The sequence below is a fragment of the Micromonospora sp. WMMD998 genome (genome assembly GCF_029581235.1).
Lineage (GTDB): Bacteria > Actinomycetota > Actinomycetes > Mycobacteriales > Micromonosporaceae > Micromonospora.
The window spans coordinates 3,133,541-3,154,989 of record NZ_CP120740.1 but is presented as its reverse complement, the minus strand read 5'-3'; the positions used below and the strand labels follow the sequence as shown (position 1 = coordinate 3,154,989).

Here is a 21,449-nt window from a genome sequence, read left to right as displayed (position 1 = left end):
GCCGGGCCCCGTCCGAGACGAGTTCCGCCGGGCGTTGAACCTTTCCGCCGCTGCGACCGAACTACCAGGTGGGGCCGGAGCCGGTACCGACCCCAGTCGAAAAGGATGGGGACGACGATGAGGATGACCCGTCAGGGCCGGTGGGCGGCGTCGCTGCTGGCCGCCGCGCTCGCCGGAGCCGTGGGCTGGCCGGGCCCGGCCAGCGCCGCCGGCGTGACCGTGACGACCTCCCCCGGCGAGGTGCACCAGGGCGACGCGATCGAACTGTCCGTGGTGGTGCCCGCGGACCGACCCGGAACCCGGACCACGAAGATCGAGCTGACCATGCCACCGGACGCCCCGATCGGCGAGGTCTACCCGCTGTCCGTGCCGGACTGGGGGCCGACCATCACCACCCGCGACCTGGATCAGCCGGTCGCGGGCATCCACACCTCCGAACTGAACCAGGTGACCGAAGCGGTGACCTGGCTACGGGCACCCGGCGCCGGCACCGGCGCGGCCCGGCTGCCGCTGGGCATGGGGCCGATGCCGGCCACCGACCTGCTCACCTTCACCGTGGTCCAGACGTACGCCGACGGCACGGTGGTCCGCTGGACGGACCCGGCCGGGGGCGCGCACCCCGCGCCGACGGTGCCGTTGCTGCCGCCGCTGCCGGGCACCGCCACGCACGGCGGTGACGCCGGCGCGGCCGGCGGGGGCCACGCCGGTCACGGCGCGGGCAGCGGCCAGGACGGCGCGGAGCCGGGCGGCGCATCCGCCGCGGGCCCGGCGACCGAGGCGGCCGACGACGGGCCGAGCGCGGACCTGCTGCTCGGCGGCGGTCTGGTCGCCGGCCTGGCCGGCGGTGCCGCGATCGGTTGGCTGCTCAGTCGCCGCCGACGGACCACCCTGGCGCTCCCGTCCGACCCCGACCCCGACCCCGCCCCCGGTGAAGGCGACGCGTCCGAGGCGAGCGCGGCGGGCGAGCGTGCTTCCGCCGACGAACCCGTCCCCGCCGGAGCTGCGCGCCCGGGCGCGTGATCACCCCAGCTCGACGACGACAGACGAGTGCTCGCAGGTCCGCTCATGCCGGCGGCCAGCGGCGCGCCATACCCATCTTGCACCTATTTGGCCTGCCTGATGCCCGCAGTGGCCGGGTGGCGCTGGTAGGCCCGGACGCCAGTTCGGCGAAGTGGTGGCATCGCCGGTAGTCGGATACCGCCACTTCACCGAATTGGTGTCGATCATTGGCCAAACGATCGCCGCCCGCCGGTCCACGCACGAGGCCCGACCGAAGAACAGACCACCTTTGCGGACATTTGCCCGCTTTTACACCTCACACGACTCCCCGAAGAGACCAGGTGACGGGAAGCAAACGCCCCGCCAAGGGCCACTCGCCTTCAGGATCTCAGGCACTGGCGTCGACCACAGGGTTGCAGCACCTTCAATGTCCGACATTCCCGGCACCACAAATCCATGGTCGACGAAGCGGCCCGGCCGAGCTTCCCCCTCGCGCGGGACAAGCCGGGTGATCATGAAGTTGACGGCACCGATGCCCGATTTTTCCCGGGCCAACCTCATGATCATCGCGAGCCGGGAGCCACGGCGCGAGTTGACCAAGGACGTTGGGGCGCGGGGGAAGCGCTTCGAGGACGCCAACTCCTTGATCATCGGACGAGGAGGGCACGGACGCGGAGAAGCACCGGACGCGGAGAAGCACCGGATGAGGAGGGGGCGTCAGGGGGTGGGGGCGGTGAGCCAGGTGGGCAGTGGCTCGCGGGCGGTCAGCCACCCCTCGGGGACGCCGCCGGGGGTGCCGACGCCGGTGAACGCGGCGACGATCCCGCCGACGATCGCCGCCGTGGTGTCCACGTCGCCGCCCGCCTCCACGCAGGCACGGATCGCGGCCGGGTAGTCGTGCAGCAGCGTGGCGGCGACCCAGAGCGTGAACGGGACGGTGTCCGGCGCGGTGACCCGCGAGCCGTTGCCCACCGCGTCGGCCACCTCGCCGGCCGGTCGACCGAGCAGCGCGGCGGCCCGGCGGACGCCCCGGTGCACCTCACCGCCCGGGTCGAGCGCGCCGGCCACGGCGCTGAGCAGGCGGTGCGGCTCGGGCCGGGTGCCGTCGAGGCGGGCGCGGGCGGCCAGCGAGGCGGCCACCGCCACGGCCACCGCTCCGGCGCTGCCCTCCGGGTGGGCGTGGGTCACCTCGGCGCAGGCGCGCGCCTGGTCGGCGGCGCGGTGGGTGGAGTCGGCGTGCCAGGCCCCGAGCGGAGCCACGCGCATCGCCGCGCCGTTGCCGAGGGAGCCCTGCCCGTCGAACGCCGACGCGGCGGCCACCGGCCACGGCGTGCCGGCGCGGATCAACCGCAGGACGCTCACCGCGCCGGGGCCGTATCCCCGCCGGGGCTCGCAGCGTGCGGCGAAGGCGAGCGCCAGCCGGTCCCGGTCGACCCGGCCGGTGGAGGCCAGCTCGGCCACCACGGAGCAGGCCATCTCGGTGTCGTCGGTCCACTCCCAGGGCGGTGCCGGCAGCCGACCCTCGGCGAGGTCGGCGGGGCGCCGGCCGGGGACGGCGAACTGGGAGCCGAGGGCGTCACCCACCGACAGGCCGGCCAGCGCGTCGCGGGCGAGCGTCAGGCGGGTGTCGGGAAAGAGGATGAACGTCATCGCCGTTCCAGCTTGCCCCGTCCGCCGGGCCGCCGCAACGCGATCGACTTGCCACGCCGAGTACGGTGCTGACGTGGCAACCGTCCTGCTGGTCGAAGACGACCACGTCGTGCGTGGCGCGATGCTGCGGTCGCTCACCGACCGGGGCCACGCGGTGCACGCCGTCGGCACGGCGTTGGACGCGCTGCGCCGGGTCGCCGCGGAGACGCCCGACCTGGTGGTGCTCGACCTGGGCCTGCCGGACCTGGACGGCTCGGACGCGCTGCGCATGCTGCGGGGCATCACCGACGTGCCGATCATCATCGCCACCGCCCGCGACGACGAGCAGTCGGTGGTCCGGCTGCTGCGGGCCGGCGCCGACGACTACATGGTCAAGCCGTTCACCGGCGCGCACCTGGATGCCCGGATCACCACCGTGTTGCGCCGGGCCGGTCGGGCCAGCCGGACCGTGCAACCGGCCGTGCACACGGTCGGCGGCCTGCGGGTGGACGTGGGCGAGCGCAGCGCGATGCTGGACGGGGAGGCGCTGGCGCTGACCCGCAAGGAATTCGACCTGCTGGCGTATCTCGCCGCTCGCCCCGGCCGGGTAGTGTCCCGGCGGGAACTCTTGGAGGAGGTATGGCGGCAGCCATCGGTCGGCGAGGACCAGACCATCGACGTTCACCTGTACTGGCTCCGCCGCAAAATGGGCGAGTCCGCGGCGAAACCGCGCTACCTGCGCACCGTGCGGGGGGTCGGCTTCCGGCTGGTGGCGCCGGACTGAGGCCGGTGCTGGCCTGGCTCACCGCCGGCATGTGCAGCCTGGTCGCGCTCGCCTTCCTCATCCCCCTCGGCATCACGCTGTCCGAGAAGTCCCGCGAGGAGAAGCTGTCCGACGCCGCCCGGCGCGGCGCGCTTGTCACCGGCGCGCTGGCGGTCAGCACCGACCCGGAGGTGGTCCGGCGGGCAGTGACGGCCAGCGGTGACGACCCGGCGCTGCGGCCGGTGGTGCACGGCGTCGGCGCCGACGAGTCGGCCGGTCGCGCCGACGCGACCGCGCTGGCCGACGCCGCCGCCCAGCGGCGCTCGGTGGTGACCGAGGTGGACGGTGGGGTGCTGCGGCTCGACCCGGTGGTGCTCGGTGACCAGGTGGCCGTGGTGGAGGTCTTCGTACCCGAGGAGGTGCTCGACGCCGGCGCGGGCGGGCGCTGGCTGCTGCTGCTCGGGGTGGCGCTGGCCCTGGTCGGCGCCGCGGTGGTCGTGGTGGACCGGGTGGCGGCCCGGGCCGTGGACGCCACCGGCGACCTGGTCAAGGCGGCCCTCGCGGTGGGTGACGGCGAGTTGGGCGTACGGGTCGAGCCGACCGGCCCGCGGGAGTTGGCCGAGGCCGGGCACGCGTTCAACCGGATGACGGAACGGTTGGCGGCGTTGCGTGCCGACGAGCACGAGCTGGTCGCCGACCTGTCACACCGGCTGCGTACCCCGCTGACCGCGCTGCGGCTGGACGCGGAGGCCCTGGAGTCCGACGACACGAGCATCGGCACGTTCAGCGAGGCGGAGCTGGACCGGCGGCGCGGTATCCGGCGGATCCGGCAGGCCATCGTCACGCTCGAGGGCGAGGTCGACCAGCTCATCAAGACGACCCGCAAGGCGGTCAGCCAGGAGACGGCGCCGGCGTCCTGCGACGTCAGCGAGGTGGTCCGGGACCGGATGGTCTTCTGGTCGGCGCTGGCCGGCGACCAGAACCGGCCGCACCGGGTGGTCGGCGCGCAACTGCGCATCCCGGCGCCGGTGCCCCGGGCCGAGTTGGCCGCCGCGCTCGACGCGGTGATCGGCAACGTCTTCCGCTACACGCCGCAGGGCACCGCGTTCGAGGTGGCGGTGAGCCGCCGGGACGGCTGGGTGGCGATCCGGATCGACGACGCGGGGCCGGGCATCGCCAACCCCGACCGGGCTCTGCGCCGGGGCGAGAGCGACCAGGGCTCCACCGGGTTGGGGCTGGACATCGCCAAACGGGTCGCGTTGCAGGCCAACGGTTCGGTGAGCCTCGACCGCGCCCGGCTCGGCGGGGCCAGCGTGGTGATGCTGCTGGCCGATCCGGACGCCGCGCCCCGTCAGGTCAACCGGTTCGGGCTGGTCGGCCGGATGGCCCGGGAGGCGCGGGAGCCGCGTGCCGGGCGGCGCTGGCCGCGTCCGCGTTGACACCGTGACTGTGCGGCGACGCAAGTTCTCCTTAGGAGTGTTTTAACGACGGCCACCGCGGGAGCGCGGAATGTCAGGATCTCCGGCAGAACCCATCAGTTCCGTCGGCCGGGACGCCCCGTAACACCTTCCGGCCGGCGGATCCGTGCGCGCGGCGGGAGTCCGGTCCCCCCACACCTCACTCCCGTCGCGCGCCGCTTCCCCGAACGAGTCGGGCGTGAGGTGACCGTGATGACGCCGACCGTCAGCCGCCTGCTCCGTTGGGCCGCCGTGATCGCCCTGGCCGTCGCGCTCACGCTCGCCGCCTGGCAGGATCCGGTGCTCGCGCACGGCACGAGCCGGTCCGCGGGCGGCGTACCCGGCTTCGCCGTCGCACTGCTCGCGCCGGTCGCGCTCGGCCTGCTCCTGGCCGTCCGCCGCCGGCCGCCCCGGCTGTCCCGGCGGCCGGCGGCCGTGCCGCCGCTCAGCGTGCCGCGCTCACCAGGTACGTGTCGATCTCGGAGTTGATCCGGGCCGCCTCGGCCGGCGCCAGGAACGAGGCGGCCACCGCGTCTCGGGCCAGCGCGGCCACCCCGCCCGGGTCGAGGCCCAGCAGCCGGGCGGCGACCGCGTACTCGTCGTTGAGCGTGGTGCCGAACATCGGTGGGTCGTCGGAGTTGATGCTGACCGGGACGCCGGCGGCGACGAGCTGCGGCAGCGGGTGCTCGTCGAGGCTGGCCACCGCCCGGGTCCGCACGTTCGAGGTCGGGCAGACCTCCAGCGGGATCCGGCGTTCGGCCAGGTGGGCCAGCAGCGCCGGGTCGAGCGCGGCGGAGATGCCGTGGCCGATCCGTTCGGCGCCCAACTCGCGCAGCGCGTCCCAGATCGTCTCCGGGCCGGTGGTCTCGCCGGCGTGCGGCACCGAGCGCAGCCCGGCCGCCCGGGCCTGGTCGAAGTATGGCTTGAACTGAGGTCGGGGCACCCCGATCTCGGGGCCGCCGAGGCCGAAGCTGACCAGCCCGTCGGGCCGTTCGTCGAGCGCGATCCGCAGGGTCTGCTCGGCGGCCGGCAGCCCGGCCTCGCCGGGGATGTCGAAGCACCAGCGCAGTTCGATGCCGAAGTCGGCCGCGGCCCGCTTGCGGGCGTCCTCGATCGCCTCGCAGAACGCCGGCGCGGGGATGCCCCGGTGCACGTGCGAGTAGGGCGTGACGGTCAGCTCGGCGTACCGGACCTGCTGGCGGGCCAGTTCGCGGGCCACCTCGTGGGTGAGCAGCCAGACGTCGTCGGTGTCCCGGATCAGGTCGACCACGCTCAGGTAGATCTCGACGAAGTGGGCGAAGTCGCGGAACGCGAAGTAGTCGGCGAGCGCTTCCGGGTCGGCCGGGACGGGGCTGCGTCCCTCGTGCCGGGCGGCCAGCTCGGCGACGATCCGGGGCGAGGCGGAGCCGACGTGGTGCACGTGCAGCTCCACCTTGGGCAGTCCGGCGATGAAGGTGGGCAGGTCGGTCACGAGTTCTCCTCTGCGCGGGCGCCGGTGCGGGCCACCACGAAGATCCGACGGAACGGGAAGTGCACCTGACCCTGCCGCACCGGGTACGCCTCGGCCAGCACCGCGCCCAGCTCGGCGCGGAAGTCGGCCCAGCCGGCGGCGTCCAGCGCGGCGCGGACCGGGCGCAGGGCCGTGCCCTCCATCCAGGCCAGCACCGGGTGGTCGGCGCCGGCGGCCGGTAGCAGGTGCACGTAGGTAGTCTCCCAGGCGTCGACCGCGCAGTCCGCCCCGGTCAGCAGCGCGGCGTAGCCGACCGGCTCGTCGACCGGGGCCGCGCGCAGCAGCCCGGCGAGGGGTTCGCGCCAGCGGCCCCGCCCGGCGACCTCGCGCAACGCCAGGTGGGACGGCGCGGCGAAGTTGCCCGGCACCTGGAACGCGAGCCACGCGCCGGCGGGCAGCTCGGTGGCCCAGCGGGCGAGCAGGTCGCGGTGCCCCGGCACCCACTGGAGCACCGCGTTGGCGACAAGCACGTCCACGTCCGGCGCCGGCCGCCAGTCGCGGACGTCGCACACGCCGAACGTGACCGGTGTGTCCAGGTCGTCGGCCCGCGCGATCATCTCGGGCGAGGAGTCCACGCCGGTGATCCGGCTGCCGGGCCAGCGTTCGGCGAGGGTGGCGGTGAGGGTGCCGGGCCCGCAGCCGAGGTCGACCACCGCGCGCGGGCGCTCGGCGCCGACCCGGGCCAGCAGGTCGTGGAAGGGGCGGGAACGCTCGTCGCCGTAGCGCAGGTAGGTGTTCGGGTCCCACATCACAGTCTCCAAACCGTACGTACGTCTTGTTGGAGACCGTACGGCCCGACGCGCGCCGCGGCAACCCGCTCACTAGGCTCGACCGGATGGAACAGCGCAACTTCGACCGGCTCGGCCGGCATGTCGGCATCATCGGACTCGGCGCGTGGCAGCTCGGCGCGGACTGGGGCGAGGTCAGCGAGGACGCGGCGCTCGACGTGCTGGCCGCCGCGGTGGACGCCGGCGTCACCTTCCTGGACACCGCCGACGTGTACGGCGACGGCCGCAGCGAGCAGCTCATCGGGCGGTTCCTGCGGTCCCGCCCGGGGCACGGGCTGACCGTCGCCACCAAGATGGGCCGCCGGGTGCCGCAGACGCCCGAGGCGTACACCCTCGACAACTTCCGGGCCTGGACCGACCGGTCCCGGGCCAACCTGGGCGTCGACACGCTCGACCTGGTGCAGCTGCACTGCCCGCCCACCGCGGTCTTCGCCGACGACCGGGTCTTCGACGCCCTGGACACCCTCGTCGCCGAGAAGCGCATCGCCGGGTACGGGGTCAGCGTGGAGACCTGCGACCAGGCGCTCACCGCCATCGCCCGGCCCGGTGTGGCAAGCGTGCAGATCATCCTCAACGCGGTCCGGCACAAGCCGCTGGACGCGGTGCTGCCGGCCGCCGCGGCGGCCGGCGTGGGCATCATCGCCCGGGTGCCGCTCGCCAGCGGCCTGCTCTCCGGCCGGTACGACGAGCACACCACGTTCCCGGCGAACGACCACCGCACCTTCAACCGGCACGGCGAGTCGTTCGACGTCGGCGAGACGTTCGCCGGCGTCGACTACGACCTCGGCCTGGCCGCGGTGCGCCGGCTCGCGCCGCACGTCGGCGACGGGCGCACGATGGCGCAGTTCGCGTTGCGCTGGATCCTGGACCAGCCGGGCGTGACCGTGGTGATCCCCGGCGCCCGCTCCGCCGAGCAGGCCCGGCGCAACGCCGAGGCGGCCGGCCAGCCGCCCCTGACCGGGGCGGAGCTGACCGCGGTGCGAGCCACCTACGACGAGCTGATCCGGCCGCGGGTGCACGACCGGTGGTGACCGGCCCGACCCGGCCCGCCGGCGCGGCGCCGCCGGTGTCGCACGCCGGCGGGCATGCTGGATCGGGGCGTACGTCGGCGGAGGGGACGCGATGAGGGGTTGGTTCCGGCTCACCATGGGGCTGGCGGGCGTGGTGCTCGGTGCGCTCTGGACCGTGCTGGGGCTCGGCTACGTCGAGGGCAGTGCGCTCACCGACGCGCGGATCGGGGCGGTGGTCGGCCCGGCGCTCGTCCTGACCGGACTCGGCGCGCTCTGGTGGGGCATGCGGGCACGCCGCTGAGCCGCCGCGGGTCGGCATGGAGAAGCCCCGCCTCCCGGTGGGGTGCGGGGCTTCGCGCGCCGGCCCGCCCGGCCGGCGCTCCGTCAGCTCAGATGGGGCGGACCTGCTCGGCCTGCGGACCCTTCTGACCCTGGGCGATCTCGAACTCCACCCGCTGGTTCTCCTCCAGCGAGCGGTAGCCGCTGGACTGGATGGCCGAGAAGTGGACGAACACGTCAGCACCCCCGCCGTCGACGGTGATGAAGCCGAAGCCCTTGTCAGCGTTGAACCACTTCACGGTTCCCTGCGCCATGTGCAACTCCTTCTAAAACTGGCGGCCGAGCACGCCGTGCGGCCGATTGGCCGTTTTCGAGCAGCGGCGCCTGAGGTGGCCCCCCATGCAGGGAACGTCTCTCAACCCACGCGTCTCGCAACAGCGTGAGACAGCAAACCACGTACGCAAAAACTTCGCACAGCCTACCGGACGAACTTCTCCGACATGTGACCTGAAGGTCGCCCGGCGCAACGCCGAAGACCCCTTCCCCAGCGTGCGGGGAAGGGGTCCGTTCCGGATCTGATCAGTCCGGCCAGTGGCCGGTCAGCCGCCGCACGCCGACCGCGCCACCCCGGTCCACAGCCGCCCGGACCGCCGAGAAGATCGCCCCCTGGAGGGCCGCGGCGGCGAGCACCTCGCCCCAGCGCCGGTCCTCGTCGGTGGCGCTGGGCGCGTCGTCGTCACCCGCCGCCAGCTTCCAGACCTGCCGGAAGACCATGCCCGCGACCGCGCCGGCGGCCAGGCCGAGCAGCACGCCCACCGGCCGGTACGCCACCTTGCCGATCTTGCCGCTCACCTGCGCCTCCCTCGGATCACCAACAGCACCACCACGGTCGCCACCGCGCCGGCCGCGACCGCCGCCCACGGCACCGGGCCGCGCCCGACCGCGCCGTCCGACCCGTACGCCTGCGCCCGGACCATTCGGACCCGTTCCGCCGCCCGCCCGCGCGCCCGCGCCACGGTCAGCGCCGCCTGCTCACGCATCCGCGCCTTCGCCTGCTCGGCGGAGTGCCGCACCAGCGCCTTCGGGTCGGCCCTGGCCGCCAACAGCTCCATCGTCTCACCGAGTTCCACCCGGGTCCGGCGGATCTCCTCCCGGAGCGCCGCCACATCCCCCGACCCGTTGCCGGTTCCGTTGCCGGTCATGCCCGCCTCCCGTCCTTCACCGCGGCGGTGACCGTGTCGACGTCCGCGCGGACACTGCGGACCGCCGCCTCCGGCACCGGCGGGACGGCACGGCTGACCTGTTTCTTGCCCACGAGCGCGAGGATCCCGGCGAGCAGGAACAGCGCCACCGCCACGATCAGGGCGGCCAGCCACGCCGGCATGACCAGCGCCAGCAGAAGAATCACGGTGGCGACGAGCGCGCCGGCGCCGTAGAGCGCCATCACCCCGCCGCCGCCGAACAGACCGATCCCGATCCCGGCGTGCTTGCCCTTCTGGGTCAGCTCCGCCCGGGCCAGGGCCAGTTCGTCCCGCACCAGGCGGGTGACCTGTTCGGTGGCCCGTTGCACCAGTTCCGCGGTGGACGGCTCGGTCCCGGTCCGGGACGTGCTGGGACTCGCGACGTCAGCCATGCTGTCCTCCTTTCGTCATCACCGCGCTGTATGCCCGGAGTCGCCGCCCGTCAATCCTGCGCGGAGCGGCCGGTCGGCCCGGCCACTCGCCGCCGGAGCCCGACCTCGGGTGGCCGGATTCCGGGGCGTGGGCAGCAGGTCCCCCGGAACACGGCCGATCAAACCCACCCGATCCGGGACCGCGCGACCTGCCGCGTACCGTCCCGGCTGGGACAACGCGCCGGGCGACGCCGGGGTCACGGACCCGGCCGCCCGCGCGGAACCCCCGGACGCCGCGCGGGCGGCCGGGGGCTCCGATCGGGTACGCGGGTCAGCGCCGGGCCTCGGCGTGGTCCTCCCGACCCACGAACGCCTCGCTGCGGGCCTCACCGTCGTCGCTGCCGCCGAACACCCGCGCGTCGTCGGGGGCCTCGGTGTCGGCCGGCCGACGCACCGACCGGCGCGGCTGCCCCACCTGCCAGGCCAGCGCACCGGTCGCCTCGCCCACCTCGGTGCGCAGCCGGGGCAACGCGGTCGGGCGGTGGTCGCGTACCCAGGCCACCAGGTTCTCCCGGACCAGGCAGCGGAGGTCCCACAGGCTGCCCGCGTCGGCGGCGCTGACCACCGCGCGGACCTTGACCAGGCCGCCCGTGGCGTCGGTCACCTGGAGGACGCAGACCCGGCCGTCCCAGAGGTCGGTGCCCTCGCAGAGCCGCCGCAGCTCCTCCCGCACGGCCTGCACCGGGACGGCCCAGTCCAGGTCGAACTCGGCGGTGCCGAGCACCTTCGCCTCGGTCCGGGTCCAGTTCTGGAACGGCCGGCTGGTGAAGTACGAGGTGGGCAGGATCAGCCGGCGGTCGTCCCAGACCTGCACCACCACGTAGCTGAGCGTCAGCTCCTCGACCCGGCCCCACTCCCCCTCGATCACGACCACGTCGTCCAGGCGTACCGCGTCGCTGAAGGCGAGCTGGAGGCCGGCGAAGACGTTGCCGAGTAGGCTCTGCGCGGCGAGCGCGGCGACCGCGGCCACCACACCGGCGGAGGTGAGCACGCCGGCGCCGACACCGCGTACGGACGGGAACGTCATCAGCATCACGCCGACCGCGAGGATCACGATCACCGCTATGGTCAGCCGGCGCAGCAGCACCACCTGGGTCCGCACCCGCCGGGCGTGCCGGTTGTTCGGCACGTCCGTCCGGAACCGCGCGAGCGCGGTGTCCTCCGCCACCACCAGCAGCGACGCCACCAGCCAGGCGAGCGCGGCGATCATGGCCAGCACCAGCGTGTGCAGGACGAACCGCCGCCACGGGCTGCCCACCGCGTAGAGCGTGGTGAACCGGATCGCGAGCTGCACGCCGACCACGGTCGCGGCGACCTGGAAGGCGCGGTGCGAGTGCTCGGTCAGCTCGGTCATCAGCAGTGAGCGGCGGCCGAGCCGGCGGGTGACCCGGTGGGCCACCTGTACCAGCACCAACGCGACCGCCGCCGCGACGAGCGCGGCGGCGACGGTCACCAGGTAGCTCTGCACGACATCTCTCCCTCCGCCCGGCGGAATCGGGCAAAGGCCCAATGGTGCCCGGCGGTCCGGATATCGACCAGGCTCAGACCTTGCGATACCGGGACTGGAAGAAGCAGTAGACGCCGAACGCGGCGATGCCGAGCGCCATCAGCGACAACAGCCACGGGCCGTACGGCTGGTCGCGCAGCGTCCGCAGGGCGGCGTCCAGGCCGCGCGCCTTCTCCGGGTCGTACTTCACGGCCGCGATCACGATGAGCAGGCCGGTGATCGCGAAGACCGCGCCCCGGGCGGCGTACCCGACCATGCCGAGGCGGCGGGTGAGCTGCTGTGTCTTGCGGCTCATCTCACCGGTCTTGAGGTTGCGCTCGAACTTCTTCTTCAGGCCGTAGATCACCATGCCCACGCCGATCGCGGCGAGCACCAGACCGGCCAGGCCGACCAGCCACCGGCCGCCGTCGGAGGCCATCAGCTTCTCGGTGAGCTGCTGCTGCTGCTGGGAGGAGTTGGCGCTGGCGTCCCGGACCACCTTGATCGCGGTCCAGCCCAGCCAGGTGAAGACGATCACACGCACGACCGAGGCGATCCGCTCGAAGATCCGCTCCTTGCCGGTCTTCGACTGGTGGCCGATCACCGCCTGGAATGCTTGCCAGATGGCCATGGCGAACAGGCCGATGGCGATGGCGACCAGGACGAACTTGCCGAGCGGCTGCTCGCTGAGCGTGCGCAGGGCGCCGTTCTGGTTGCCCTCCTCGCCGGACTTGCCGAAGGCGATCTGCAACGCCAGCCAGGCGAGGAGGAGATGCACGATGCCGTAGCCGATGAAACCGACACGGGTCAGCAGTTCGAGCCAACGGCTGTTCTTGGCCTGGGCGGCGGTGGCGCCGGCGCTTCGGGTGACAGACATGCGCCCTCAATCTCCCGACGTGCGATTTTCCAAACGTCACCGCCCGCCGGGAGGGATCAGCCGTTGGGGTTGCGGGCCACCCGGAGCACGACCTGCTGGTCGGTGACGCCGTCGAGGCTGACCTGGAGGCCGCCGACCTCGGTGGCCTGCTGGCCGACGGTGAGCGAGAGCTGCTCGCCGGCCACCTCGACGGTGACCTGGTCACCCTGCGCGCCGACAAGCTTCGCCTCGACGCCGAGGATGGTGGCGCTGGCTTCCACGCCACGGTCGAAGGTGATGGTGCAGGCATCCAGGCCGCAGTCGGTGTCGGCGCCGTTCGAGCTGCATCCGGCGAGCAGCGCGGCGCCGAGGGCGAGACCGGCGAGCATCCCGGCGGCGCGGCGGGCGGAGGTCGGGGCGGGGGTGGCGCGTCGGTTCGTCACCTCCCCAAGGGTACGGCGCGCCGGCCACGCCACCGGGCGGCCGGGTGCTCGCGAGGTGGGGTGTTAAGAAGGGGCCCCTCCTTCCGCGCTAGGGTGCGGGAATGGCTTTTGATGTCGCCCGGGTGCGGGGCGGGTACCCCGCGCTGGGCGAGGGTTTCGCGCACTTCGACGGCGCCGGTGGCACCCAGACCGCCGCCGGGGTGATCGAGGCGGTGGCCGACGCCATGCGTGCCGCCACGGGCAACCGCAGCACCGCCTTCGCCCCCGGCCGGCGCGCGTTGGAACTGGTCGCCGGTGCCCGGACGGCGGTCGCCGACCTGCTCGGCGCGGACCCGGCGGGCGTGGTGCTGGGGCCGAGCGCCACCGCGCTCACCTACACGCTGGCCCGCACGCTCGGCGCGGGGTGGCGGCCGGGCGACGAGGTGGTGGTGTCGCGGCTGGACCACGACGCCAACGTCCGCCCCTGGGTGCAGGCCGCCGAGGCGGCCGGGGCGACGGTGCGCTGGGCCGAGTTCGACCCGGACACCGGCGAGCTGCCCGCCGGCCAGTACGCCGACCTGGTCACCGCGCGCACCCGGCTGGTCGCGGTGACCGCCGGCAGCAACGCGATCGGCACCGCGCCGGACGTGGCGGCGATCGCCAAGACCGCGCACGCCGCCGGCGCGCTGGTCTGCGTGGACGGGGTGCACTCCGTGCCGCACGGCCCCACCGACCTGGCCTCACTCGGCGCGGACGTGCTGGTCACCAGCGCGTACAAGTGGTCCGGGCCGCACCTGGCGGCGATGGTCGCCGACCCGTCGTGGTGGTCGACGCTGCGCCCGGCGAGGCTGATCCCCTCGGCCGACGGGGTCCCCGACCGCTTCGAGTACGGCACCCCGAGCTTCCCGCTGCTGGCCGGCGTGGCCGCCGCGGTGGACCACCTGGCCGGTCTCGACCCGGCCGCGTCCGGCGACCGCCGGGAGCGGGTACGCGCCGGCCTGGCCGCCGCCCAGGCGCACGAGGAGACGGTCTTCGACCGGCTGCTGACCGGGCTGACGGCCCGGCCGTTCGTCACCGTCTACCGCGCACCGGCCCGGCGCTGCCCCACGGTGTCGTTCCGGCTGGCCGGGCAGGCTCCGGCCCGGACCGCCGCGGCGTTGGGCGAGGCGGGCTTCTGCCTCTCCTCCGGCGACTACTACGCCTACGAATACTTCCGGGCCATGGGGCTGCGCGAGTCCGGCGGCGCGGTGCGGGCCAGCGTCTACCACTACAACACCGCCGACGAGGTGGACCGGCTGCTGGCCGAGATCGACCGGGTGGCCGACGACGAGAGGACGATGGTCAGGTGAGCTTCCTGGTCGAGGAGAACCCCGCCAAGCACCGCTTCGAGATCCTGGTCGACGACGCGCTGGCCGGCTTCAGCGCGTACCTGCCGCGCGGCGAGGTGCTGGTCTTCACGCACACCGAGGTCGACGACCGCTACCAGGGGCAGGGCGTGGGCGCCGCGCTCGTCGGCGGCATGCTGGACCAGATCCGGGCCCGTGGCGGCCGGGTGGTGCCCCGGTGCCCGTTCGTGGCCGCGTTCGTCGAGCGCCACCCGGAGTACGCCGACCTCGTCGTCGACGCGCCCTGAGACCCGACCCGGCCGGGGGACCTCCCCACCCGGCCGGGCCGGGAGTTCACCTGGTGCCGGCCAGCAGCTCGGCGGCGGCCCGGGCCGCCGCCGCGGTGGCCCCGTGGGTGGCCAGGTGCACCCGGCCGGTGGCCAGCTCGGGCACGCCCAGCTCGACCACCACCGCGTCCGGGCGGGCGGCGAGCGCCCGTGCCACCGCCTCCCGCATCCACTCGTGCCGGTGCAGGTCCCGCACGACGAGCACCAGCGGCCGGTCGGCCGGGCCGGTCGCCGGATCGGCGGGGACGGCGTCGGCGGCGTACCGGGCGGCGGTGGTGCCGGGCGCCAGGTGGGCCAGGGGCGCGGCGACGCCCCACGGCGTCTCCTCGCCGATGGCGATGTTGCGGGGCGGCGCGAACTCGACCACGTGCGCCGGCCCGGCCAGCGGCAGCAGCCCCGCGTCGCCGGTGACCCGCACCGCCCGGCGGGCGGCGGTCAGGCCGATGGGTGAGGCGCCGGGGTCCGCCCCGCCGGCGGTGCGGCGGGCGCGGGCGGCGACGCTCCACGCGGCCAGTTGACCGACCCGCTTGGCCGCCTCGGCCAGCCGTTCCTCGGGCAGTTCCCCGCTCACCACCGCGGCGACGATCGCGTCGCGCAGCTCGCGGGCGTCGGCCTCGGTGGCGCGCTCCCCGCCCACGCAGATGGCGTCGGCCCCGGCGGCGAGCGCGCGCACCGCCGCGCCGGCGAAGCCGTACCGGTCGGACACCGCCCGCATCTCCACCGCGTCGGTCACCACCACGCCGCCGAAGCCCAGCTCCTCGCGGAGCAGGCCGCCCAGGATGCGCGCGCTGAGCGTGGCCGGCAGCTCCGGGTCGAGTGCCGGCACCAGCAGGTGGCCGGTCATCACCGCCTGCGCCCCGGCCGCCACCGCGGCCCGGAACGGGGCCAGCTCGATCGCGTCGAGGCGGGCCCGGTCGGCGCCGATGCGGGGCAGGTCGTGGTGGGAGTCGACGTGGGTGTCGCCGTGCCCGGGGAAGTGCTTGGCGCAGGCGGCGACGCCGCCGGCCTGGAGGCCGCGCACCCAGGCGGCGGTGTGGCGGGCGACCAGGTCCGGGTCGGCGCCGAACGAGCGCACCCCGATCACCGGGTTGGCCGGGTTGGAGTTGACGTCGGCGTCCGGCGCGTAGTCGAGGGTGACGCCGACCGTGGCGAGTTCGGCGCCCAGGTCGCGGGCGACCTCCTCGGTCAGCGCCGGGTCGTCCACCGCGCCGAGGGCGAAGTTGCCGGGCCGGGAGCTGCCCCGGGCCGACTCGATCCGGGTGACGTCGCCGGCCTCCTCGTCGATCGCCACGATCACGTCCGGCCGTTCCGCCCGCAGGTTCGCGGTCAGCGTCGCCACCTGTTCGTGGTCGACGACGTTGCGGGCGAAGAGGACCACCGAGCCGAGCCCCTCGCCGAGCCAGCGGCAGACCCAGGGTGGCGGGACGGTGCCGACGAACCCGGGTTGCAGGACGGCGGCGGCGAGCGCCGCCAGGTCTCCGGTGGCTCCCACGATCCGCTCGCTCATGTGCTGACGTACCCCCGTCTCCCCCACGGACCCGCCACGACCGGCGGGTGCTCACATGGTCACACCGCGCAGCTAAATAGTCAACAATCCTTACTGTTACGCGCTGGCGCTCCCGGCGCGACCCGTGGGAGAGTTTCCGCCATGCCCGCCCTGCCGCTCGCCGACGCCACCAGCGCCGCCGACATCCCCGGCGTACGCCTGCTCGGCCTGGTGGTCGGCGCCCTGTTCCTGCTGATCGCGATCCGGGCGATGTTCCGCCGCTGACGGCCCGGAACGCCGCTCAGTCGGCGTCGGCCGCCGCCACCCCGCGCAGCAGCGTGTCGACAAGGGCGGCGACCAGTTCCGGGGTGGGGCCCCGCGGCGCGTCGACCGGGCCGAACAGGCGGCCGAGGACCAGGTCGTGACAGACGCCCACGAGCAGCGTCGCCGCCGCCTCCGGACTTGCCGTCGCCGCCACCCGGCCGAGCCGTTGCTCGGCCCGCAGGTAGTCGGCGAAATCCGCCCGGACGCCGGGGTCACCGGCCGGCAGGGCGGGCAGGTCGGCGAGCCGGGCCAGCAGCTTCGGCTGGGTGGTCAGCCCGGCCAGCGCCGGCAGGATCGCCGCGTGCAGGGCCAGCGCCCGGTCCAGCCAGGCCCGGAGGTTGCCGGCCAGGGTGCCGTCCCCCGGCTGCGGCACGGCGTCGTCGAACGCGACCTCGACCGCTCGCACGTGCGCGTGCAGCGCGTGGGCCAGCAGTTCCTCCTTGTCGGCGAAGTGGTTGTAGAGCACCCCGTCGGCGACGCCGGCCTCCCGGGCGATGTCGCGGACGGTCAGCCCGGCCACTCCGCGGCGCTCCATCAGGCGTACGGCGGCGTCGACCAGGTGCTCGCGCAGGCTCTGCTCACCGCCGCGCAGCGCCGCGGCTCTCCTCGGTGCCATCATCGCGATCCTAGGGCCTGTGCCGCCGGCGCCGGCTCCCCCGTGCGAGCCGGCGCCGGCGGCGGTCGGGCGCCGGCCCTCAGTCGGGTCGCCGGGCGGTCACCAGCCAGGCCGCGATGCGCAGCCGGACGCCGTGCGGGCCCTCGTACGGGCGCATCGCCGCCACCAGTTCGTCCCGGACCCGGTCGCCGACGGCCGGGTCCAGCGGCGCGAGCCGATGCCGGACCGGCCCCCAGCCGGCCAGGAACCCACCGGCCTCGGCGGCGTCCCGTCCCCAGACGCCGGCCACCGACCGGGGCGCGCAGTCGACGTCGACGAGGCCGGCATCGGTGAGCACCGCGCGGGTCACCGCCGGGTCGGCGAGCGACATCGGCCCGCCGTCGGAGGCGGGCCCGTCACCGGCCGGCTGCGGCAGCGCGGCGACGGGCGCGAGCGCCGCACCGAGGTCACCACGCCGCCAGTCGTCCAGGCAGACGAAGGCCAGCCGCCCGCCGGGGCGCAGCGCTCGGGCCAGATTGGCGAAGGCGGCGACCGGGTCGGCGAAGAACATCACCCCGAACCGGCTCAGCACCACGTCGACGCCGCCGGGGGTGAACGGGTGCGCCTGGGCGTCGGCGCGGAGGAAGTCGACGTTCGACACCGCCTCGGCGACCGCCGCGGCTCGGGCGGCGGCCAGCATGGGCGCCGACAGGTCGACCCCGAGCGCCGCCCCGGTGACGCTGCGGCCGGCGGCCAGGCGGGTGAGCTGGCCGGTGCCGCACCCGACGTCGAGCACCCGGTCGCCCGGCGCGACGGCGGCGAGCAGCATGTCGTTGAAGCCGCCGTTCACCGCGTCGTAGCGGAGACGGTGTTCGGCCCAGTGCCGGCCCTCGTAACCGTTCCAGGCTTGTTCCTGCTGGTCGTTGCGGGTGTCGGTCACGTCCGTCACTCCTTATGAACACATGTTCATGAACGTATGTTCATAATGCCGCCTGTCGTTCCCCGACGTCAACCCCGTCCCCCGGTTTCGGGTCCGGAGCGCCCGGGTAGCTGTGGCCGTTGATGAAGCTGACCACGCACGCCACCAACTTGCGCCGCGCGGCGAAGAACCTGTTCGGCTGGACCGCGCTGCGGCCCAACCAACTGGCCGCCATGCGCGCCGTCATGAAGCGCCACGACGCCCTGGTGGTGCTGCCCACCGGCGCCGGCAAGTCGGCGATCTACCAGATCCCGGCCAGCCTGATCCCCGGCCCGACCGTGGTCATCTCCCCGTTGCTCGCGCTCCAGCAGGACCAGATCGCGGCGCTCAACGAGCGGCAGCGACCCGAGCTGCGCGCCGTGCGGATCAGCTCGGACGAGAGCGCCGCGCAGCAGGCCGAGGCGATCGAGGAGATCCGGGCCGGTCGGGCCGAGTTCCTGTTCATCACGCCGGAGGCGCTGAGCAACCCGGACCGGCTCGCCGAGGTGCGCTCGCTCTCCCCGGCGCTCGTGGCGATCGACGAAGCGCACTGCATCTCGTCCTGGGGCCACGACTTCCGGCCCGACTACCTGGCGCTCGGCCACCTGATCGACGGCCTGGGCCGGCCCCCGGTGGTGGCGCTGACCGCCACCGCGTCCCCGCCGGTCCGCGACGACATCATCGCCCGGCTGCGCCTGCGCGAGCCCGAGGTGGTCGTCTCCGGGCTGGACCGGCCCAACCTGTTCCTCGAGGTGGCCCACTGCCCGACCGACGACTACCGGTGGCGGCGGCTGATCGCGCTGCTCCGCGACGACGAGCGCCCCGGCATCATCTACGTGCCGACCCGGCGCGCCGCCGAGGAACTGGCCGGACGGCTGACCGACGCCGGTTTCCCGGCCGAGTTCTACCACGGCGGCATGCCCACCGGCGCCCGGCACGAGCTGCACGAGGCGTTCCTCGCCGACCGGGTCCCGATCATGGTGGCCACCTCGGCGTTCGGCATGGGCATCGACAAGCCGAACATCGCCTGGGTGGCGCACATGGCGCTGCCCGACTCGCCGGACAGCTACTTCCAGGAGATCGGCCGGGCCGGTCGGGACGGCTCGCCGTCGCGGGTGCTGCTGCTCTGGCGGTCCGAGGACGTCGGCCTCCAGCGTTACTTCTCCGGCGGCCTGCCGGACGCCAAGGACCTCACCGACCTCGCCGCGGTGCTGCGGAGCAAGGCCCGCACCCGTAAGGAGCTGCGCGAGCTGACCGGCCTGGGCCCGCGCAAGCTCGGCCAGTACCTCTCCCTGCTGGAGCAGATCGGCGCCGCCGAGCCGCGCGCCCGGCAGCGCGTCGGCGCGCCCCGGTACGCGCCGGACGCCGTCGAGTCCGGGCGGGCGGCGCGCGCCGAGGCCGAGCGGCAGCAGACCGTGACCCGGTCGCGGACCGACATGATGCGCGCCTTCGCCGAGACCACCGGCTGCCGCGGGCAGGTCCTGCTCGCCTACTTCGGCGAGCAGATGACCGACGTCTGCGGCCACTGCGACAACTGCCACGCCGGCACCAGCGTGGCCAACGACGGCGCGGTCGGTCCGTTCCCGGTGCACAGCCAGGTCCGCCACGGAGAGTGGGGATCCGGTCTGGTGCTCAACTACGAGGACGACCGGATGACCGTGCTCTTCGACGAGGTGGGCTACAAGACGCTGTCCGTGCGCGTGGTGTCCGAACAGGGCCTGCTGGAGCTGGACTAGCCTGACCTGACCCGGGCGCCGTGGCGGTGCCCGTCGAAAACGACGACCAAGGCGAAAGGGGCCTGATCGTGATCGAGCAGCCGGCGTACACCCGGTTCGGCGTCTCCGACGAGGAGTGGGGGCTGCTGGTCGGTCTGCCGCAGGCGGTGCTCACCGCGGCGGCGGCAGCCGAGTCCGACGGCACCCGGCGCACCATGGCCGAGAACGCCGCCGGGCTGGAGACCATCGCCGCCGGCCGCGAGTCGGCCAGCCCGCTGGTGGCGGCCGTGGCCGGCGAGGTCGTCTCCCGGGTCGGCGACCCGGAGGCCGGCGCGGAGCTGCCGGTGATCACGCCGGACGATCCGATGGTGATGATCGAGGATGTGCTCGCCCGCGCCGGCGAGGCGTCCGCCCTGCTCACCGGCAAGGTGGACGAGGGGCAGTCGGGGGCGTACCGGCACTGGCTGGTGGAGATCGCCGACCAGGTGGTGGGCGCCGCCTCCACCGGCGGCATCCTGGGCATCGGCGGTGACGTGGTGAGCGACTCCGAGCGTCGCTTCCGGGACCGGCTCTCCCAGGTGCTCAACGACTGACCTGTCGTCTGCCTATGACGGACGTCACGCCCCACGGGTGGTCGCATTTCCGACCCGTGGGGCGTCGTCTTGGTGAAGGGCAGACGAACCACGGGGGTCGTTCATGGACATCGCGATGCAACCGCAGGTCTTCGACACGGCGCAGGTGCCCGCCGCGGACCGCTTCGGGCTGTGGCTGGACATGCTCGCCCGCACACCGACGCTCATGCGGGTGCGCACCGAACACGCCGACAACTTCTCCGCGCGGGCCGAGTTCCTCGACCTGGGGCCGATGCAGCTCATCCGCCACCGCTACCCGTCCCTGGACGGGATCCGCACCCGCAAGCTGATCCAGCGCTCGGACGCGCCCTGCTACGTCCTCGCGCTGCCGCTGACCGGCACCGGGGTCACCGACCAGGACGGGCAGCGGGGCGTCTGCCCACCCGGCCACTTCACCTTCTACGACTGCGCCCGCCCGCAGGAGATCAGCCACCACGTCGACGAGGGCCGGGACCGGTCCGCCAGCTCGGTGGTGGCCCTCATCCCGTACGACGCGCTGCCGCTGCCCCACCACCGGCTCGCCCCGCTCTTCGCCGGCCGGATGTCCGGCAGCGAGGGCATCGGCGCGCTGCTCGCCGACTACCTCGTCCGGCTCACCGGCCACCCGGAGCAATACCACGCCGCCGACGCCGAGCGGCTCGGCGCGGTCGCGCTCGACCTGACCGCCACACTGCTCGGCCGCCACCTGGTCTCCGAGGACGCCGTCCCCACCGAGGTCCGGCGCCGTGCCCTGCTGGCCCAGGTGCGCGCGTACGTCCGCCAGCACCTCGGGGACGGCATGCTGGAGCCGGCCACGATCGCCGACGCGCACCACATCTCGCTGCGCTCGCTGCACCGGCTCTTCGAGTCCGAGGAGACCACGATCGCGGCGTACATCCGGGACGAACGGTTGGCCCGGTGCCGCCGGGACCTCGCCGACCCGGCGTTGGGCGGCCGGTCGATCCAGGCGATCGCCGGCCGCTGGGGGTTCCGGGACAAGGCCCACTTCAGCCGGGCCTTCCGGGCCGCGCAGGCGGAGACGCCGCAGGCGTACCGCGCGCGTCACCTGGAACGGGCACGGATCGTCAACAACGCGGCGTCCGAAGTCAACCCGGCCGGGACAGACTGGACCCGGGCCGGCGCCGGGAAACCGGCGACGACCCACCGGTAACGGGGGGCCGCGGCGTGGCGCCCGCGGCGGTCCAGCCGCGGGCGAC

General features: G+C 74.4%; 25 protein-coding genes. 12 read left to right on the top strand and 13 right to left on the bottom strand.

What is annotated here, in order from left to right:
• Positions 1–117 precede the first annotated feature (117 nt).
• Positions 118–1,020 carry a DUF1775 domain-containing protein gene (locus tag O7619_RS14710; protein ID WP_282288423.1) on the top strand — a complete coding sequence of 301 codons (903 nt, stop codon included), beginning with the start codon at positions 118–120 and terminating at the stop codon, positions 1,018–1,020.
• Between the two features lie 696 nt (positions 1,021–1,716).
• Here the strand turns inward: O7619_RS14710 and O7619_RS14705 are convergent.
• Positions 1,717–2,649: an ADP-ribosylglycohydrolase family protein gene (locus O7619_RS14705; protein WP_282288421.1), complete on the bottom strand. Its 933-nt coding sequence runs from the start codon at positions 2,647–2,649 to the stop codon at positions 1,717–1,719.
• Positions 2,650–2,722: 73 nt separating this feature from the next.
• Here O7619_RS14705 and O7619_RS14700 point away from each other — a divergent pair, with 73 nt between their 5' ends.
• From O7619_RS14700 to O7619_RS14690, 3 genes are all read left to right on the top strand, one after another.
• The gene (locus O7619_RS14700; protein ID WP_282288420.1) at positions 2,723–3,412 is read left to right on the top strand and encodes a response regulator transcription factor; all 690 of its coding nucleotides are present in this window, start codon (positions 2,723–2,725) and stop codon (positions 3,410–3,412) included.
• Positions 3,413–3,441: 29 nt separating this feature from the next.
• The gene (locus O7619_RS14695; RefSeq protein ID WP_282288832.1) at positions 3,442–4,830 is read left to right on the top strand and encodes a HAMP domain-containing sensor histidine kinase; all 1,389 of its coding nucleotides are present in this window, start codon (positions 3,442–3,444) and stop codon (positions 4,828–4,830) included.
• A gap of 231 nt (positions 4,831–5,061) precedes the next feature.
• Positions 5,062–5,337 carry a hypothetical protein gene (locus O7619_RS14690; RefSeq protein WP_282288418.1) on the top strand — a complete coding sequence of 92 codons (276 nt, stop codon included), beginning with the start codon at positions 5,062–5,064 and terminating at the stop codon, positions 5,335–5,337.
• Here the strand turns inward: O7619_RS14690 and O7619_RS14685 are convergent.
• A complete protein-coding gene (locus tag O7619_RS14685; RefSeq protein WP_282288416.1) occupies positions 5,294–6,319 on the bottom strand; it encodes an adenosine deaminase in 1,026 nt (341 codons plus the stop codon). The genes O7619_RS14690 and O7619_RS14685 overlap by 44 nt on opposite strands.
• Positions 6,316–7,107 carry a trans-aconitate 2-methyltransferase gene (locus O7619_RS14680; protein ID WP_282288415.1) on the bottom strand — a complete coding sequence of 264 codons (792 nt, stop codon included), beginning with the start codon at positions 7,105–7,107 and terminating at the stop codon, positions 6,316–6,318. The genes O7619_RS14685 and O7619_RS14680 overlap by 4 nt, the downstream gene beginning before the upstream one ends.
• 86 nt (positions 7,108–7,193) lie before the next feature.
• On the opposite strand from O7619_RS14680, the gene O7619_RS14675 reads away from it, so the two are divergent.
• The gene (locus tag O7619_RS14675) at positions 7,194–8,177 is read left to right on the top strand and encodes an aldo/keto reductase (RefSeq protein ID WP_282288414.1); all 984 of its coding nucleotides are present in this window, start codon (positions 7,194–7,196) and stop codon (positions 8,175–8,177) included.
• A gap of 91 nt (positions 8,178–8,268) precedes the next feature.
• The gene (locus O7619_RS14670; RefSeq protein ID WP_282288412.1) at positions 8,269–8,457 is read left to right on the top strand and encodes a hypothetical protein; all 189 of its coding nucleotides are present in this window, start codon (positions 8,269–8,271) and stop codon (positions 8,455–8,457) included.
• An 88-nt stretch (positions 8,458–8,545) separates the two neighbouring features.
• On the opposite strand, the gene O7619_RS14665 is transcribed toward O7619_RS14670, so the two are convergent.
• The 7 genes from O7619_RS14665 to O7619_RS14635 all read right to left on the bottom strand — a co-directional run bounded on the left by O7619_RS14665 (position 8,546) and on the right by O7619_RS14635 (position 12,892).
• Positions 8,546–8,749: a cold-shock protein gene (locus O7619_RS14665; RefSeq protein ID WP_088962828.1), complete on the bottom strand. Its 204-nt coding sequence runs from the start codon at positions 8,747–8,749 to the stop codon at positions 8,546–8,548.
• A gap of 265 nt (positions 8,750–9,014) precedes the next feature.
• Positions 9,015–9,287: a DUF4235 domain-containing protein gene (locus O7619_RS14660; protein WP_282288406.1), complete on the bottom strand. Its 273-nt coding sequence runs from the start codon at positions 9,285–9,287 to the stop codon at positions 9,015–9,017.
• Entirely contained in the window at positions 9,284–9,637 is a 354-nt protein-coding gene (locus O7619_RS14655) for a DUF3618 domain-containing protein (protein WP_282288404.1), read from the bottom strand. The genes O7619_RS14660 and O7619_RS14655 overlap by 4 nt, the downstream gene beginning before the upstream one ends.
• On the bottom strand, positions 9,634–10,068 hold the full coding sequence (locus O7619_RS14650) for a phage holin family protein (RefSeq protein WP_282288402.1): 435 nt from the start codon (positions 10,066–10,068) through the stop codon (positions 9,634–9,636). The genes O7619_RS14655 and O7619_RS14650 overlap by 4 nt, the downstream gene beginning before the upstream one ends.
• Positions 10,069–10,378: 310 nt before the next feature.
• A complete protein-coding gene (locus tag O7619_RS14645; protein ID WP_282288400.1) occupies positions 10,379–11,575 on the bottom strand; it encodes a mechanosensitive ion channel family protein in 1,197 nt (398 codons plus the stop codon).
• A gap of 73 nt (positions 11,576–11,648) precedes the next feature.
• The gene (locus O7619_RS14640; RefSeq protein WP_282288398.1) at positions 11,649–12,470 is read right to left on the bottom strand and encodes a DUF1206 domain-containing protein; all 822 of its coding nucleotides are present in this window, start codon (positions 12,468–12,470) and stop codon (positions 11,649–11,651) included.
• A 56-nt stretch (positions 12,471–12,526) separates the two neighbouring features.
• Positions 12,527–12,892 carry a hypothetical protein gene (locus tag O7619_RS14635; protein WP_282288397.1) on the bottom strand — a complete coding sequence of 122 codons (366 nt, stop codon included), beginning with the start codon at positions 12,890–12,892 and terminating at the stop codon, positions 12,527–12,529.
• A gap of 101 nt (positions 12,893–12,993) precedes the next feature.
• Between O7619_RS14635 and O7619_RS14630 the strand changes: the two genes are divergently transcribed.
• Positions 12,994–14,220, top strand: a complete 1,227-nt coding sequence (locus O7619_RS14630; RefSeq protein WP_282288395.1) for a cysteine desulfurase-like protein — start codon at positions 12,994–12,996, stop codon at positions 14,218–14,220.
• On the top strand, positions 14,217–14,504 hold the full coding sequence (locus O7619_RS14625; RefSeq protein ID WP_281583802.1) for a GNAT family N-acetyltransferase: 288 nt from the start codon (positions 14,217–14,219) through the stop codon (positions 14,502–14,504). The genes O7619_RS14630 and O7619_RS14625 overlap by 4 nt, the downstream gene beginning before the upstream one ends.
• A gap of 46 nt (positions 14,505–14,550) precedes the next feature.
• Here the strand turns inward: O7619_RS14625 and O7619_RS14620 are convergent, their stop codons facing one another.
• Positions 14,551–16,050 carry a glycoside hydrolase family 3 N-terminal domain-containing protein gene (locus O7619_RS14620; RefSeq protein WP_282288393.1) on the bottom strand — a complete coding sequence of 500 codons (1,500 nt, stop codon included), beginning with the start codon at positions 16,048–16,050 and terminating at the stop codon, positions 14,551–14,553.
• A 141-nt stretch (positions 16,051–16,191) separates the two neighbouring features.
• On the opposite strand from O7619_RS14620, the gene O7619_RS14615 reads away from it, so the two are divergent.
• The gene (locus tag O7619_RS14615; RefSeq protein WP_282288391.1) at positions 16,192–16,314 is read left to right on the top strand and encodes a hypothetical protein; all 123 of its coding nucleotides are present in this window, start codon (positions 16,192–16,194) and stop codon (positions 16,312–16,314) included.
• Between the two features lie 16 nt (positions 16,315–16,330).
• Here the strand turns inward: O7619_RS14615 and O7619_RS14610 are convergent, their stop codons facing one another.
• Positions 16,331–16,969: a TetR/AcrR family transcriptional regulator gene (locus tag O7619_RS14610; RefSeq protein WP_282288389.1), complete on the bottom strand. Its 639-nt coding sequence runs from the start codon at positions 16,967–16,969 to the stop codon at positions 16,331–16,333.
• Between the two features lie 79 nt (positions 16,970–17,048).
• Positions 17,049–17,888, bottom strand: a complete 840-nt coding sequence (locus tag O7619_RS14605; protein WP_282288388.1) for a class I SAM-dependent methyltransferase — start codon at positions 17,886–17,888, stop codon at positions 17,049–17,051.
• 122 nt (positions 17,889–18,010) lie between these two features.
• On the opposite strand from O7619_RS14605, the gene O7619_RS14600 reads away from it, so the two are divergent.
• From O7619_RS14600 to O7619_RS14590, 3 genes are all read left to right on the top strand, one after another.
• The gene (locus O7619_RS14600; RefSeq protein WP_282288387.1) at positions 18,011–19,642 is read left to right on the top strand and encodes an ATP-dependent DNA helicase RecQ; all 1,632 of its coding nucleotides are present in this window, start codon (positions 18,011–18,013) and stop codon (positions 19,640–19,642) included.
• A gap of 68 nt (positions 19,643–19,710) precedes the next feature.
• The gene (locus O7619_RS14595) at positions 19,711–20,214 is read left to right on the top strand and encodes a hypothetical protein (RefSeq protein ID WP_282288386.1); all 504 of its coding nucleotides are present in this window, start codon (positions 19,711–19,713) and stop codon (positions 20,212–20,214) included.
• Between the two features lie 103 nt (positions 20,215–20,317).
• Entirely contained in the window at positions 20,318–21,403 is a 1,086-nt protein-coding gene (locus O7619_RS14590) for a helix-turn-helix domain-containing protein (RefSeq protein ID WP_282288385.1), read from the top strand.
• The last annotated feature ends 46 nt before the right edge of the window (positions 21,404–21,449 follow it).